The sequence below is a fragment of the Holtiella tumoricola genome, from assembly GCF_027857615.1.
In the GTDB taxonomy this organism is placed as follows: Bacteria; Bacillota; Clostridia; order Lachnospirales; family Cellulosilyticaceae; genus Holtiella; species Holtiella tumoricola.
Genome location: NZ_JAQIFT010000061.1, coordinates 59,252 through 74,324, shown reverse-complemented (window position 1 = coordinate 74,324; position 15,073 = coordinate 59,252). Strand labels below are relative to the sequence as shown.

The following is a 15,073-nucleotide window of genomic DNA, read 5'->3' as shown; positions in this document are numbered from 1 at the left end:
ATTTGCATACTTATGAAGTAAAACGTAATATAAAGTCTAATTATAGGGGGCAATAATGGAATTATTAAAGAGAAATACGAGTAAATGGGTCGCGCTATCACTAATGGGAGCTATGTTGATGGCACAACCAGTATGGGCAAAAGACTATGAGGGACATTGGGCAGAAGTAGCTATTGATAAATGGTCTGGCTACGGTGTAGTAAAGGGGATGGAAAATGGAGATTTCCAACCAAGTTCACCTGTAACACGTGCAGAACTTGCAACATTCCTTAATCGTACATTCCAATACACATCAAGTGATGCAGTAAGAAAGTACGAAGATATTGAAGCAGGTAAATGGTATTCAGAAGCTATTGCAGCAGTAACAAATAGAGGACTTATGTACACACCAGGTACTAAGTTTGAACCAAGCAAACCTGCTACAAGAGAAGAAGTAGCTTATGCTATTGCAAAAGCATATAATCTTCAACCAGATACAACAGCACCAACAGAGTTTACAGATGGAAAAGACATCTCTGTATGGGCAAAAGATGCTGTACAAGCTTTAGCTGGTCAAGGGTATATCAAGGGTAACCCAGATGGCAGCTTCAAACCACAAGCAAATATCACACGTGCAGAAGTGGTAACAATCCTAGAAAATATTACACCACATATGATTACAAAAGCAGATACATATGCAACACAACTTGATGGCAACGTAGTGGTACAAGCCTCAGATGTGATCTTCAAAGATATGACCATCAATGGAGATGTGTACTTAACAGAAGCCATTGGTGAAGGTAAAGTACGTTTTGATAATGTAACAGTGAACGGAGACATCTATGTAGATGGCGGACAAGTGACTTTAAGTGGTACTTTCAATACAGTAAATTTAGCAAGTACAGGAGCTTTTGATTTTACAAAAGGAACAATGAAAAAGCTTGTTGTAACGGCAGAAAATGAAAGCATTAGACTTAGAGAAAAAACAGTTACAGATTATCTCCTTATTGTAGCAGATGCGAAGTTCAACATTGAAGGTGTGGTTAAAGAGACATCTAACCAAAGTGCAGACAAGCTTGTAGTAGAAGAAGCAGGTGTATTCGTTGGTGGCAATTTTGTACCAGTAGAAGTGGTAGGCAATGAGGTAGTTATTAATTTGAAAGATTTATCAGCACGTACACCAGGCTTTGATGGTATGGAGAGCTTAATGATTGTAACAAATAAAGAAGGTGCTTATATTCAAGGCACTTTTGGTGGAACAATGAAAACAAATGTACCTTATACTTTTAGAATGGCTGATTCAGCACTAGGTATTTTTGAGGAAATGGTAGATCAAGTAACAGCAAATAACTCACAACTAAAAAATATTGCAGATGCAGTAGGAATTTCATCAGATACAGTTTACGCAATGCTTGCAGAAAATGGAACTATTTCAATTAGACACATGTTAGATCAATTCTATAATGTAAACTTAATGGTACGTCAATATACAGGTGCAAGCCTACCAAAAGAATATACTTTCAAACGTCAACTTCGTTTTGAAAACGAACCACCAGTAGTACTTACCATTCGTCTTGAAGTAGAATAAGTAGGTAAACACAATGAAGAAGAAAATAGCCATTATCGTAAGCTGTTGTTTACTTACTATCCTTGTAATAGGAGGAATCGCAGCTTACACCATTTATGATAAAGCAGGGGACTATGTATTACAAAAGACCTTTGATAGTCAAGTTCAAAAGGACTTTTTAGAGCAAACGGGCATTGACTTAACAGAATCAGGTCGTGTACTTACTGAGGAGGAGCTTGAAGTTGTTCAAGCTCTTTTCCTAGGAAATGGTGGAGAGGGCCAGAAGGGGGTAGTTGGTGTACAACAACAACCTTCACAAGAGCAAAAGGTACCACAAAGTGAAAGTAGCTCTAAAGAGCAAGGTACAGGAACAAATAACAAGGGACAGGAAACACAAAGCAATAAGCCTACCCTGGACTTTAGCAAGCCAATTACAACAGATGATGTACGAGTGGCGTTAGAAGACCGTGTAGGGCATATTTTAAGTGTTGTACCTACAAAGGATAAGAATGCCATGATGAATCTCGTATTAGGGAATATCCCTATGTCTGATATTAATTACTTGGCAGGTCTTGCAGCAGATGGCATATCTAGTGGTGATATCCAAGAGGCCAAGCGGATTGCTATAGAACGTTTTGACACAGAGGAATTAGAGACAGCAAAAACATATTATTATAAATACAAGCATCTTTTGTATTAGGGAAGAGTGAATTAAAGTAGAGGCATAGTAGGAGGCAAACATGGAAGAAACAAATGAAATATCGTTGCAAGAGATCTTTATGATCTTGTGGAGTAAAGTACTTGTTATTATACTTTGTACTATTGTAGGGGGAGTAGCGGCTTTTGGTATTAGTACATTTGTTATTGATCCAACTTATACTTCACGTATCAGTATGTATGTTAACAATAATGCGAACGCAGACTCAACAGTAGCAAATATCAATGATATCAATGCATCTCAAAAACTTGTAAGTACTTACATTGAAATCTTAAAAAGTGATAACGTACTTCAAAAGGTGGCTGAGGAGACAGAGTTACCGTATACACCAGGAGAAATGCGTAAGATGATGAGTGCAAGCTCAGTTAACGGTACAGAAATCTTTGAAGTCAAAGTAACAACTAAAGACCCAGATGAAGCAGCACTTATTGCAAATACCATCGCAGAGCTTGCACCAGAAGAAATCATTCGTGTTGTTAAAGCTGGTTCTGTAGAGCTTATTGACCAAGCTATACCAGCTAAGTTACCTTCATCTCCAAATGTGATCTTAAACACAATCATCGGCCTTATGCTTGGTGGTGTCTTATCAGTACTTGGTGTACTTGTAGCAGCAATGCTTGATAATCGTGTTAAAGATGAAGATGATCTTAAAAAACATTATGACATTCCAGTTTTAGGAGCTATTCCTGATCTAGAAGCAGCCAAGCATCGTATTAAGTAGGGGGAAACATCTATGAGAACATTTTTTAGCAGAAAGAAAAAAAGTGAGACAGCTGTTTCACCTGAACAAGAAAAAGAACTTATTTTAAATGATACAGCAAGCTTCCATGTTAAGGAGGCTTACAAAGCAACACGTACCAATACTATGTTTTCTATTGCAGATAAAGGGTGTAAGAAAATCGTTGTAACAAGCTCGTTCCCAGGAGAGGGCAAGAGTACAACATGTCTTAATCTAGCGATTACTTTTGCACAAACAGGTTCAAAAGTATTAGTAGTGGATGCGGACCTTAGAAAACCTACAGTACATAGAAAGTTAGATGTGCAAAATACAAAAGGTCTTGCCCATTTACTTGGTCACTTCAATGAAATAGATGAAGTGATTGTACCTAGTAAATTCGAGAACCTTGATGTGATTACATCAGGACATATTCCACCTAACCCAGCAGAGCTTCTAGCATCTGACACAATGGGGACAATCTTAGATAAACTTGGTGAGAAATATGACTATATCTTTATTGATACACCACCTCTTAATGTGGTAACAGATGCAACAGTCCTTTCAAAGGCCGTATCTGGTACAGTACTTGTAGTAAGACAGGGTGTTACTCATCACAGAGATATGCAAGATGCATTAGGCAAGTTAGAGTTTGCTAATGCTAAAGTACTTGGGATGATTCTACATGGTGTTAAAGAGAATCAAAAAGGTTACTACGGTAAATATGGTAAATATAGTCGCTATGGCTATAGCCAAGATGCTTACGCAACTTATGAGCAGTAGAAGCTAACCCAATATAAACAGATTTCCTAGAGAGAAATTATAATCTAACTAAGAAAAGGGATAGACTACATAAAGTAGGCTATCCCTTTTCTTAGTTACAATAAAGATATTTTTAAGTGTAATTAGAGCATTTATTCATAAACTACAAAGGTGAGATTATACCACTTAATGGGTATAATCTCACCTTTTATTACTAAGTATTAGCCAGCTTGTGCTGTATCTTTCTCACCTAATGGCGTATCACAACCATTGGGTGAAATGCGATAAGTTGGTACCACATGATGAAGTGCTTCACGTAAGTCGAAGCCGCTTTCAATGGCATTATGTAAGTATTTCAGGTGTTCCGTAAGTTCTACGAAGGTCATGGAGCTTGGATGGCCAATGAAAATCTTCTTATTAGGTGTCTTGGCAATCCCTTCTTCATCCATAAGGAGTTCTTCGTAGAGTTTTTCACCTGGGCGTAGACCTGTGAAGACAATGTCTACATCTTTGTATGGCTCAAGGCCAGAAAGACGAATAAAGTTTTCTGCTAAATCTAAGATTTTAACAGGTTGTCCCATATCTAGGACAAAGATTTCACCGCCTTCTGCAAAGGACATAGCTTGCAGAATGAGACGAACAGCTTCAGGTATAGTCATAAAGTAGCGAATGATATCTGGGTGAGTAACAGTAAGTGGACCACCATCCTCTAGTTGACGTCTAAAGAGTGGAATGACACTACCATTACTACCGAGTACGTTACCAAATCGCACAGCTACAAAGTCTGTATGAGTTGTTGTGCGGTTGATAGATTGTACAATCAATTCGCAAATACGTTTAGTGGTTCCCATGACATTAGTTGGATTAACTGCTTTGTCTGTAGAGATAAGAACAAATTTTCTGCTTCTATACTCTCTTGCACAAAGTGCCACATTGAGTGTACCAAATACGTTGTTTTTGATGGCTTCACTTGGACTATCTTCCATAAGTGGTACATGCTTATGTGCAGCAGCATGGAAGACAATATCAGGTTTGTATAAGCTAAAGATCTCCTCTAATTTACCTTTATCTCGGACAGAACCAATAAGAACAGTAAGTGAAGACTTAGGAAAACCATTACGTAAAAGTTCGTTTTGTAAATCATAAGCATTGTTTTCGTAAATATCAAAGATAACCAGTCTATCTGGTTTGAAAGCGCTAATTTGTCTACATAGCTCAGAACCGATAGAGCCTCCACCACCTGTAACAAGGATGGTACGACCTACAATATTTTCTTTGACTGGTGTAGAGTCAAGAACAATCTCTTCGCGTCCAAGTAAGTCTTCAATCTTTACATTACGAAGGTGAGCAGATGGTGCATCATCTGAAATTGCACTTGAAATACCAGAGAAAATCTTTAGGCGACAGTCGGTTTTGTTACAAAGTGCAAGGACTTCTGCAATTCTTACAACGCCTGCAGAAGGTATGGCTACAATGATCGTATCAATATTGTAGTTCTCCACGTACTTTTCGATATTCTCGATAGCACCTAAAATAGGTACACCATTTAGAGATGAGCGATGTTTGACCTTGTCATCATCTAAGGCAGCAATAATTTTAGTGTGTTGTTTAAGTGATTTTTTTGATTCTCTCACAATAATAGCACCAGCATCGCCAGCACCTATTAAAAGTGCACGGTGTTTTGCGACGCCATTAAAATGGTCTTTGAAAAGGATATAGCTCTTAGAAAACTTGCTTAAAATACGATTTACAAATTTGTAACTAAAACGAGAAAGGATCATCATCAATAATAAGATGATAGTGTAAAAGATATAAACTGTACCAGGGAATGCAGTCCCTCTAAGATGCCCGTAACTTGCAAATAATAAACAAGAAAGCAATGTAGCCCCTCCAATGTACAAGAGCTCTCTTGTTGTAATATATTTAAGTAGACATTTGTACAGCCTGAAGCTGATATTCACCACTAAGTGAATAAGAGTTAAAACGATAAATTGGTCCATATACATTTCGAAATAAGCAGATGGAATACTTAAGTCAAAACGTAAAATGAGCGCGACCAATAAAGCCATGTTAACAAGTAAGATATCACTCACAAGTAAAATGGATTTGTAAAAAATATACATTTCTAGCCCCCCAAAAATATAAAATAGATAACATATTTAGTTTAACACACAAATTTTGACATATCAATTTACACTGTGTAAAAAAATGATGTAATATGTAAATATATAAGAAAAAATTAAATTGACATAAATTTATTAAGTAAATATATACCTAAATGAGAAGGAGATTAGAAAATGATTGATTTTCACACCCATGTTTTGCCAGAAATAGATGATGGTAGTAGAAGTAGTGAAGAATCTTATGCAATATTAAAACAACAAAAAGCAGCAGGTACGAAGACTATAGTTGCCTCATCACATTTCTATCCAGACAAAGACCTGGAGACATTTGTACAACAAAGAAGTGAGGCACTTAGCAAGATTCAAGAATATGGTCAAGAGTTAGGTATAGAGATAAGAACAGCAGCAGAAGTTCTTTTATCTGTGGATACATGGAAATTGGAAGGATTAGAACAATTAGCTATAGAAGGTACACACTATATCTTATTAGAGATGCCTTATAGCCATTGGTCTGAGTGGGTATATACAAGTGTAGCCAAGATTAAAGAAAGTACAGGACTGATACCCATCATTGCCCATGTGGAACGCTATGATACAGTCATGGAGAATCCCAACTGTTTACAACCCTTCTTAGATATGGGGTGTATCATCCAAGTGAATACGGTTTCACTACATAAGCAATCTACAAGGAGAAAGCTGACTTGTAAGTTAGTGAAGCACGGATTTGCTCATGTACTAGGTTCAGACGTACATAGAGCTAAAGTATTTAACTCTGTAGCAGGTGGCTATGAGACACTTGAGCAACAAGTAGGCAAAGAAGAAGTAAGTAAAATGCAAGCAATTGGTGAAAGCATCTTAGCAGATCAAATGGTAAGTCTACCAAAGCCAAAACCTTTCAAGAAAATACTAGGCCGCTGGTATTAAATCTTTTAAAAAAGTTAAAACTGTAACATAAGATTGATTTTTTGAAGGTAAATGCATATAATTCCAATCCCAAAGGGATTAGCTACAGAATTAGTTATTAAAAATGAAAGTAATTCTGATAGAAGAAGTTTATTGAATAAAGAATGGAAATTTTGCATAGAGAATGAAGTAAAGATTAGAAATAAAGCAAGACAAACATATTCTAAGGTAATTAATAGAGTTAATGAGAGTGTAGTTAAAAATAGTTGTGATTTTAGGCTATTAGAACAAGCATGCCAGACATACATAAATAAACAAATAGATATAACAAAAGAGTAGAATCTGTTAAAATTCTACTCTTTTTACTTTACAACAGTCTAGTATATGTAACAATATGGAACAATTATACAGCTGTATACGAAGGTCATAAAATCAAGTAATAAAGTATATGAATAAGTGGTTTAAATGATATAAGGTACACTTAGGGGAAACTTTTATAAAAGAATAAATTAGGGTATACTTAAGAAAAAGAGGGATTATTAAAAAGAGCCTTCAAAGGAAGAACTCCTAGAGTTTGTAGAACAACATGAGGAAGATTTTAGAAACACACTAGAAGCTGTAAAAAAATGTTTGAAGTCTGCGTAAAATTGACAAAGATACCCCCTCATTCTATAATAAAGCGTTAGGATTAATCATGAACGACAAAAAATGACAACCAAGGAGGGATAGTGGCAATGGGTATTTGCTTTAAGGACTTTACCTTTCAATATGAGAACCTCAAAAATCCAACTTTAAAAAATATAAATTTAGACATCCAAACAGGTGAGAAAGTATTGATTGCAGGCCCGAGTGGAAGTGGTAAGTCTACCCTTGCCCACTGTCTAAACGGATTAATTCCTCATGCCTATAAGGGAAAACATGAAGGAGAGCTTCTACTAAATGGAGAGAAGCTCTACGGTAGAAGCTTAGAAGAAGTGAGTAAAAGCATCGGAACCATTTTGCAAGATGCAGATGGACAGTTTATTGCCCTAAGTGTAGGAGAAGATGTGGCTTTTGCCTTTGAGAATGATGGAATGGCAGTGCCGCAGATGCATGAGAAGGTAGGCAAGATTCTTGCTAACTTTAATATGGAAGCTTTTGAAGAGAGAAGCCCACAGAACTTAAGTGGTGGACAAAAGCAAAAGGTAGCTATGGCAGGGGTTATGGCTATGAATACTCAAATTCTACTCTTTGATGAGCCTCTTGCTAACTTAGACCCAATCAGTGGCCAGTTAGCCATGGATACTATTAATAGGCTCCATGAGGAGACAAAGAAGACTGTGATTGTAGTTGAGCACCGTATCGAAGAAGTACTAGCTCACGGCTTTGACCGTCTTGTAGTGATGCACAAAGGTGAGATTCTCTTTAATGGCACACCAGATGAAGCCCTTAGATGTGGCGTACTTTTAGAGAATGGTCTAAGAGAACCTCTTTATATTGAGACTCTTAGAAATTGTGGCATTGATTTATCAAAAGAACACCATCTCACACAGATTGAGAGCTTACTTTCTCATAAGGGAGAAGTACTTCATCAACTAGCAGGTGTAGTGCATACAAAAGAAGTACCACAACAAAGTCCACTTGTAGAATGTAAGGACTTAAACTTTAGCTACGCCAAAGAGAACGGACAAATCTTAAAAGGGATTTCCTTCAACCTTTATGAGGGAGAATTCTTAGCTATCCTTGGAAACAATGGGGCAGGGAAGTCTACCCTTCTCAAGTCGCTTACAGGCTTCTGTAAGCTAGACGGTGGCAAGATTCTCTATAAAGGAGAAGACATGACCAAGTGGTCTATTAGAAAACGTGCAGACGTTATTGGCTATGTGATGCAAAATCCAAACCATATGATTACCCAATATATGATCTATGATGAGATCGCCTTTGGCCTACGTAACTTTGGCTATGATGAAGCCGCAGTAGCGGCACGTGTAGAAGAAGCCTTAGAAAAGTGTGGGCTGATGGCGTACAAGAAGTGGCCAATCTCATCTCTTAGCTTTGGGCAAAAGAAGCGTGTCACCATTGCTTCTATCTTAGCTATGAAGCCTAAGATTATCGTACTAGATGAGCCAACAGCAGGACAAGACCATAAGAACTATACAGAGTTTATGAACTTCTTAATGACACTGAAAAGAGAAGGGATCACTGTAGTCATGATTACTCATGATATTCAACTTGCGCTTGAGTATGCAGACCGTGCTATCGTCCTTTCTGGTGGAGAAATCTTGCAAGATGGGACGATTTACGATGTCCTTGCCAATCAAGAAGTCTTAGCAAAAGCTAACTTAAAAGAGACGTCTATTAGTGCTTTAGGCGAACTCTATAACATACAGCAGAAAAATATATTCTTAAAACAAGTCATAGAACAAGGGAGACAGCAAGTAAATGAATAATACAGGCTCATTATATATTGATAAGCCGTCTTTCTTGCATAAGTTAGATGGAGGGGTAAAGCTTATATGGGTACTCATATGGAGTATCTTTACATTCCTTTTTATGGATCTTCGTATCTTCTTAGGGCTCATTATAATAGGAAGTGTTTTACTCTACTTATCCAAGATAGAATGGCGTAGCATACGTACTTTAGTAGGATTTATACTGGCATTTACAGTGTTTAACTCCATCCTACTACTGGTTCTTACACCTAACCATGGGGCAGAACTGGCGGGTTCTACAACACCGTTATTTAAGATAGGTTTCTACACTTTAACACTAGAAAACTTATTCTATGTACTTACCATTTCATGTAAGTATATAGCGTTACTACCGATTACACTCATCTTCTTATTTACAACCCATCCAAGTAAATTTGCAAGTAGTTTAAATCGTATCGGTGTACCTTACAAGGTAGCCTACACTGTAAGTATTGCCCTTAGATATGTACCAGATATCCAAAGAGAAGTGAAGCATATCATTATGGCACAAGAAGCAAGAGGAGTAGCCTTCAAAAAGGGCGATGCACCTCTTGGCAAGATTCTTAAGAACTATGTAACCGTACTGATTCCACTGGTACTTGGTTCATTAGATCGTATTGAAGTGGTTTCTAATGCCATGGATTTACGTGGATTTGGTAAGGCGAAGACACGTACATGGTACGTAAGAGAACCTATTACAACCAATGATAAAATCGCCTTAGTGGTAGGTATTTTATTCCTAGTAGGAGGACTTATCCTAAAAGGACAAATTGCATACTTCTGGTATCCATTCTAAACAGAACATAAAAAGAGTTGCTAATGAAATATATTAGCAACTCTTTTTGTTTACATATAAAAATATACTTAAATAAAATTTTATGTAAATTAATAATGAATTGAACCGATATATAAATGGAAGTATACATAAAAAAGGAGGAACTTTATATGCGTAAAATTAAATCATTAGGCGTACGTATTAGTATATACATTATACTTATCACATCTGTACTTATGCTCATCTTTGGTGTATCTATCGGATCATACTTTAAAAAGCAGGTCATCGCTCTAAAGACGGATAAGCTTCAAACCATAGCAGAGGATGTAACAGTTGAAGTAAATGATTATTTTCAAGATTATCTACAGCTTTTAACACCATTTACTTATAATCCAATGTTCTCTGAAATGTTAAGTGAGAGCTCTAGTCATGAGGCGTTGTCTAATCATCCAAACTATGAAGCAATTATTGGGACAATGAATGAACTACAAAAGAATGAAGATGTAGTCATGGCAGCATGGTTTTATGATATAGATGCAGATATTTTGCTTAATCATCAGGGACAGGCACCTGCTAAAGGCTATAAAGCCAGTGAAAGATTATGGTATGGGCCTATTATGAAAGAGGGAAAAGACGTTGCACTTACACCACCTTACGTCGATACATTTACTGGTGAATATATCGTAAGTTTAGCAAAGCCTATTAAAGTAAATAATCAAATTGTTGGTATCACTGGAATGAATATAAAGATAGATACTATTATAGATATAGCAAAATCTATTCAAGTAGGTGAAACAGGTTATTTAACAATCTTAACAGCAGATGATACCGTATTCTATCATGAGAATGCAGAATATATTTTACAGCCAATTAGTGAAATAGGTGTAGATGCTAACCTACTCAATCTTGTACAATCCAATATAAAAGGAATAACTGAATATACCAATAGTAGTGATGTACTATATGGTGCACTTGACATTTGTGAGCTCAACGGATGGAAGGTCATAGCTTCGTTGCCAAGCAGTGAATTTTTAAGAGAAGTAAACTTAATGATTAATGTAATTATAGTAGGTTTAGTAACTATACTTGTTGTAACTGGTATTGCTATTTTCCTATGTGTGCAAAAACAAATGCAAGCTTTAAAATTACTAGGAACATACTGCATGCAGTTGGCTAAAGGTGATTTTACTTTTACCATTGCAGACCAATTATGTGTAAGAGTAGATGAATTAGGTATGCTTGCCAACAACTTCATGACTATGAAATCCAATGTTTCTACACTCATTAATCAAGTGAATGAATCAGGCGTTGAAGTCAATCAATCTTCACAAGAACTTTTAGAAAACCTTACTCAAATGGCTCGTGTAGCAGAAGACTTAGCAGGTGGTGTAGCCAATATTGCTGAAGGTGCTACTACACAAGCTCATCAAATCCAATCTGGTTTAGAAAAAACAAACTTACTTGCTGATAACATACAGCATAACATTGCCAACATTAATTCTCTAGACGAGTCAACTCAGGCAGTTGATACCGCTGTAACAGATGGACAACATATACTCAATGAGTTGATACAAAATACAGGATTTATCCAAGAAGCTACCTCACAAGTACAAAGCTCTATTGAATCCATTAATACATATAGTCATAAAATAGAAGAAATGAATGAGACAATAGGTACCATTGCTCATCAAACGAATTTATTAGCTTTAAATGCAGCTATAGAAGCAGCAAGAGCAGGAGAAGCAGGTTCAGGCTTTGCTGTTGTGGCTAGCCAAATTAAAAAATTAGCGGAGCAAAGTGCAGCTTCTTCTCAAGAAATTAACCAAGTTGTTTCAGACATTCAGTCCTTGATTGTTTCAGCTGTAGAGCAAGTACAAACCTGTTCTAATACAGTAATGGATCAAGTGAAACATGTTGATCATACAAGAGGACAATACAATACAATTAAGAGTTCTGTACTGACCACACAAAATAACTTAGGAGATTTAGAACAAACTGCAAAAGTAATGAATGAAAATAAAGATGAAATGCTTAGACTACTTACTGCACTATCACAAATTGCTGAAGAGTATGCAGCAAGTACTGAGGAGTCCTCTGCAAATGTAGAAGAGCAAAGTGCGACCATCGAGAATTTAACAGAAGAATGTCGTAAGCTAGCAACCCTTTCAGATGAACTCTTAGCAAGTCTCACTCAGTTTAAACTATAAAATAAGAAGACCACTCTAGGGGATAGAGTGGTCTTCTTGTTCTGTCATACAAGTTTTATACATCATCATACAAAGTCCGTCTTGGGGAATTAGGGTTTGCTATTTAGTCATGTCGTAAGGGGAGACATATCTAACTTATATATAACAGGCATTAAGGGTAAGGGGAGTATAATACCTGCTTTTCGTCCATATAAGTGTTGAGTAAAGATGTTGTATGTATAAAACTTGTTATTCGGTTAAGTGTATATGATTGATGCTCTAGGGGAGTAGAGCATTAGATAGAGTGCTTAGCTCTATGTGATTATCTTAATATAAAAAATACGGCATATCAACAAAATATGACAAAGTGGGAAAAAAATATGAAAAAGTGGTATTTTTGTAGTATATTAGTAGTATAGAAAATGATTTTAGGGGTGAGGAAATAGGAATGTACAAAATAGCAATTTGTGAGGATGAAGTACTTCAAAAAACTTACATGGGTAACTTATTAAAGAAGATTGCCAAAGAGAATAACGTAGACTTTGACATCAGGTTGTTTGCAGCAGGGGAACAGCTACTAGAAGCTGGATATGATGAGTATGACATGATTATATTAGACATCGAAATGGGGCAGATTAATGGCATAGAAGTGGCCAAACGTATTAGACAAACGAACAAAGAAGTGAAGATTATTTTTGTAACAGGCGTGGAGAAGCTCTGGCCAGAAGGTTACAATGTCAATGCGTATCGCTATATTGTTAAACCTGTAGATGAACAAAGTTTTTCACAAGCCATTGTAGAGTTACTTGAAATGATAGGTAAGTCACAACAGTATATTATCTTGAAAAGTGAAGGTACACTAGAACGTATAGCTATTCCTGATATTAAGTATTTAGCCATACAAGATCGCAAGGTAGAGCTGTATATAACAGGCAGAAGTATCACAACCAATATCCCTATGCAAGAATGGGAAGAAATGTTAACAGGCCATGGCTTTGCAAGTCCGCATAAAAGTTACCTTGTTAACCTACAATATGTAAGTCGCTTAAACAAAGAAAGTCTACAACTTACTACAGGTGAAGAAGTCTATGTGTCAAAACGTAAGTATAAGACCTTTAAAGAAGAATTTATGATGTATGTGGAGAAGATGAACTAAGAAGGGGGTAGAAAATATCGATGACAGATGTGAAGGGGAAGCCCAGACAAGATAAGTTACGGCTCTATATAGGTGCAAGTGTTATACTGATTTTAATAAGCATTAGCCTCTTTGCAACCTACGTTTTTGGAACGAAGAAAATGTATGATGAGAGTGTAAATAATGTGTATACAACGATTCTAGAATTCCAAGAGGGGAGCCTTAAAGAGACCGTCGAACGTACCATTAAGGATGTTGAATTAGAACGTAGCCGAGTGATGAATGAGCTGGAAAGTTTTTATAAATCTATAGGCACTTTTAGTGAAGAAAAGTTAGAAAATGATAGAATAGAAAATTTATTAAAAGCTTTCAAAGACATACATATCGTGAATGAGTATAGTGTAAAGACACATTGGATGATTTGGGACCATACCCAGGGGGCACTCAAGTATACAAATGATGAAGTAGCACAAGATATTGATACACAAGGAGCCTTTGAAGCACATATTATTAAGCATTATAAATATAAAATGATCTTTAAAACACTATCAGACGAATATACGATTGTAATGGGAACAAAAGAAGCAGATATCGATGAAGCCGTAAAGGCTGTATCCGCCAATAAGATCCGTGAATTAGCCTTAGATGATGGGGGCTATGTATGGGTCGATGAGATTGTTAACTATGGTGAAGCAGATGAGTATGCCATTCGTTTGGTACAGCCTAACTTAAGTGACACAGAGGGGATGCTCCTATCCATGGAGGAGAAAGATGCAGATATTAACTTTCCATTCTTAAATGAGTTAGAAGACATTAAAAAGTATGGTGAGTCTACCAATAAATATTATTATAAGAAGAAAGACAGTAGTGAATTTGGACTAAAGCTTGGGTATACCAAACTTTATCCAAGATACAACTGGATGATAGGGACAGGTATCTACCTAGAAGAATTAGAGCAATATCACATTCAAAATATTAAGCGGTTTGAAGAAGAACTAAAAAAGCAAATCTGCATAACCCTTGTTAATTTTGTGTTGCTATTATTTATTGTCTTGATTACGGGTGGCTTGCTCTCTCGTTATTATAGCTTCAAAAAGCAAGAGCTTCTAGAGGAAAGAAACAAGATCTTGGAAGGACATTATCAGATCTTAGGTAAGAAGTATGATAAGACCCATGAAGTACTCCATGATGTCAAAAACCATCTTGCCAGCATCTATTGCCTAGCTATGGAGACACAAAGCCAGCAATTGGTTAACTATATCAAAAGTATGAACAATGACCTGAGCAAGCTATCTCATACTGTGCTCACAGGTAATAAGATGCTAGATATTATTCTGAATGACAAAATGGAAACCATGCAAAAGGAAGACATTCAGTTTGACTATAATATACAAGATGTGCAACTAGGATTTATAGAAGATAAAGACCTCGTAAGCTTACTAGCAAATGCCTTTAACAATGCCATTGAGGGAGCTAAAAGAAGTGAAGCTAAGACCATCCACTTCAACTTGTACGCTTATAACCAAGCCTTTATTACCTTCAAGTTGGTCAATAGTTGTGACACCCTACCAAAGACTAAGGGTAATCAACTCATCACCACCAAGGAGGACAAGGACTTCCACGGCTATGGTATGAAAAGTATGTATAAGACAGCCGAAAAGTATGAAGGCAGATTGGGATGGGAATACAGCAAGGAAGCCAAGGAATTCACTTTATCCATTACCCTTCCTAAAGCCTAACAAAGTGATAAATAATAGATC

At 36.6% G+C, this 15,073-nt stretch carries 12 protein-coding genes; 11 read left to right on the top strand and 1 reads right to left on the bottom strand.

What is annotated here, in order from left to right; genetic code table 11:
* Positions 1-55: 55 nt before the first annotated feature.
* From PBV87_RS17115 to PBV87_RS17100, 4 genes are read left to right on the top strand one after another with little or no spacing between them, the layout of a single operon-like run.
* Positions 56-1,567, top strand: coding sequence for an S-layer homology domain-containing protein (locus tag PBV87_RS17115; protein ID WP_271013086.1), 1,512 nt, complete (start codon positions 56-58; stop codon positions 1,565-1,567).
* A 13-nt stretch (positions 1,568-1,580) separates the two neighbouring features.
* The gene (locus tag PBV87_RS17110) at positions 1,581-2,246 is read left to right on the top strand and encodes a hypothetical protein (protein WP_271013085.1); all 666 of its coding nucleotides are present in this window, start codon (positions 1,581-1,583) and stop codon (positions 2,244-2,246) included.
* 40 nt (positions 2,247-2,286) lie between these two features.
* Complete coding sequence (locus PBV87_RS17105) at positions 2,287-2,985, top strand: YveK family protein (protein WP_271013084.1); 699 nt, start codon at positions 2,287-2,289, stop codon at positions 2,983-2,985.
* Between the two features lie 12 nt (positions 2,986-2,997).
* Positions 2,998-3,762, top strand: a complete 765-nt coding sequence (locus PBV87_RS17100) for a CpsD/CapB family tyrosine-protein kinase (RefSeq protein WP_271013083.1) — start codon at positions 2,998-3,000, stop codon at positions 3,760-3,762.
* A gap of 200 nt (positions 3,763-3,962) precedes the next feature.
* On the opposite strand, the gene PBV87_RS17095 is transcribed toward PBV87_RS17100, so the two are convergent.
* Positions 3,963-5,864 carry a polysaccharide biosynthesis protein gene (locus PBV87_RS17095; RefSeq protein WP_271013082.1) on the bottom strand — a complete coding sequence of 634 codons (1,902 nt, stop codon included), beginning with the start codon at positions 5,862-5,864 and terminating at the stop codon, positions 3,963-3,965.
* A 174-nt stretch (positions 5,865-6,038) separates the two neighbouring features.
* Between PBV87_RS17095 and PBV87_RS17090 the strand changes: the two genes are divergently transcribed.
* The 7 genes from PBV87_RS17090 to PBV87_RS17060 all read left to right on the top strand — a co-directional run bounded on the left by PBV87_RS17090 (position 6,039) and on the right by PBV87_RS17060 (position 15,052).
* On the top strand, positions 6,039-6,788 hold the full coding sequence (locus PBV87_RS17090; protein WP_271013081.1) for a tyrosine-protein phosphatase: 750 nt from the start codon (positions 6,039-6,041) through the stop codon (positions 6,786-6,788).
* A 51-nt stretch (positions 6,789-6,839) separates the two neighbouring features.
* Complete coding sequence (locus PBV87_RS17085) at positions 6,840-7,106, top strand: type III toxin-antitoxin system ToxN/AbiQ family toxin (protein WP_271013080.1); 267 nt, start codon at positions 6,840-6,842, stop codon at positions 7,104-7,106.
* Between the two features lie 395 nt (positions 7,107-7,501).
* Positions 7,502-9,196, top strand: a complete 1,695-nt coding sequence (locus tag PBV87_RS17080) for an ABC transporter ATP-binding protein (RefSeq protein WP_271013201.1) — start codon at positions 7,502-7,504, stop codon at positions 9,194-9,196.
* Positions 9,189-10,013, top strand: a complete 825-nt coding sequence (locus PBV87_RS17075) for an energy-coupling factor transporter transmembrane component T family protein (protein ID WP_271013079.1) — start codon at positions 9,189-9,191, stop codon at positions 10,011-10,013. The genes PBV87_RS17080 and PBV87_RS17075 overlap by 8 nt, the downstream gene beginning before the upstream one ends.
* A gap of 149 nt (positions 10,014-10,162) precedes the next feature.
* Complete coding sequence (locus PBV87_RS17070; protein WP_271013078.1) at positions 10,163-12,199, top strand: methyl-accepting chemotaxis protein; 2,037 nt, start codon at positions 10,163-10,165, stop codon at positions 12,197-12,199.
* 427 nt (positions 12,200-12,626) lie between these two features.
* A complete protein-coding gene (locus PBV87_RS17065; RefSeq protein ID WP_271013077.1) occupies positions 12,627-13,334 on the top strand; it encodes a LytR/AlgR family response regulator transcription factor in 708 nt (235 codons plus the stop codon).
* 20 nt (positions 13,335-13,354) lie between these two features.
* Positions 13,355-15,052, top strand: a complete 1,698-nt coding sequence (locus PBV87_RS17060; RefSeq protein WP_271013076.1) for a cache domain-containing protein — start codon at positions 13,355-13,357, stop codon at positions 15,050-15,052.
* The last annotated feature ends 21 nt before the right edge of the window (positions 15,053-15,073 follow it).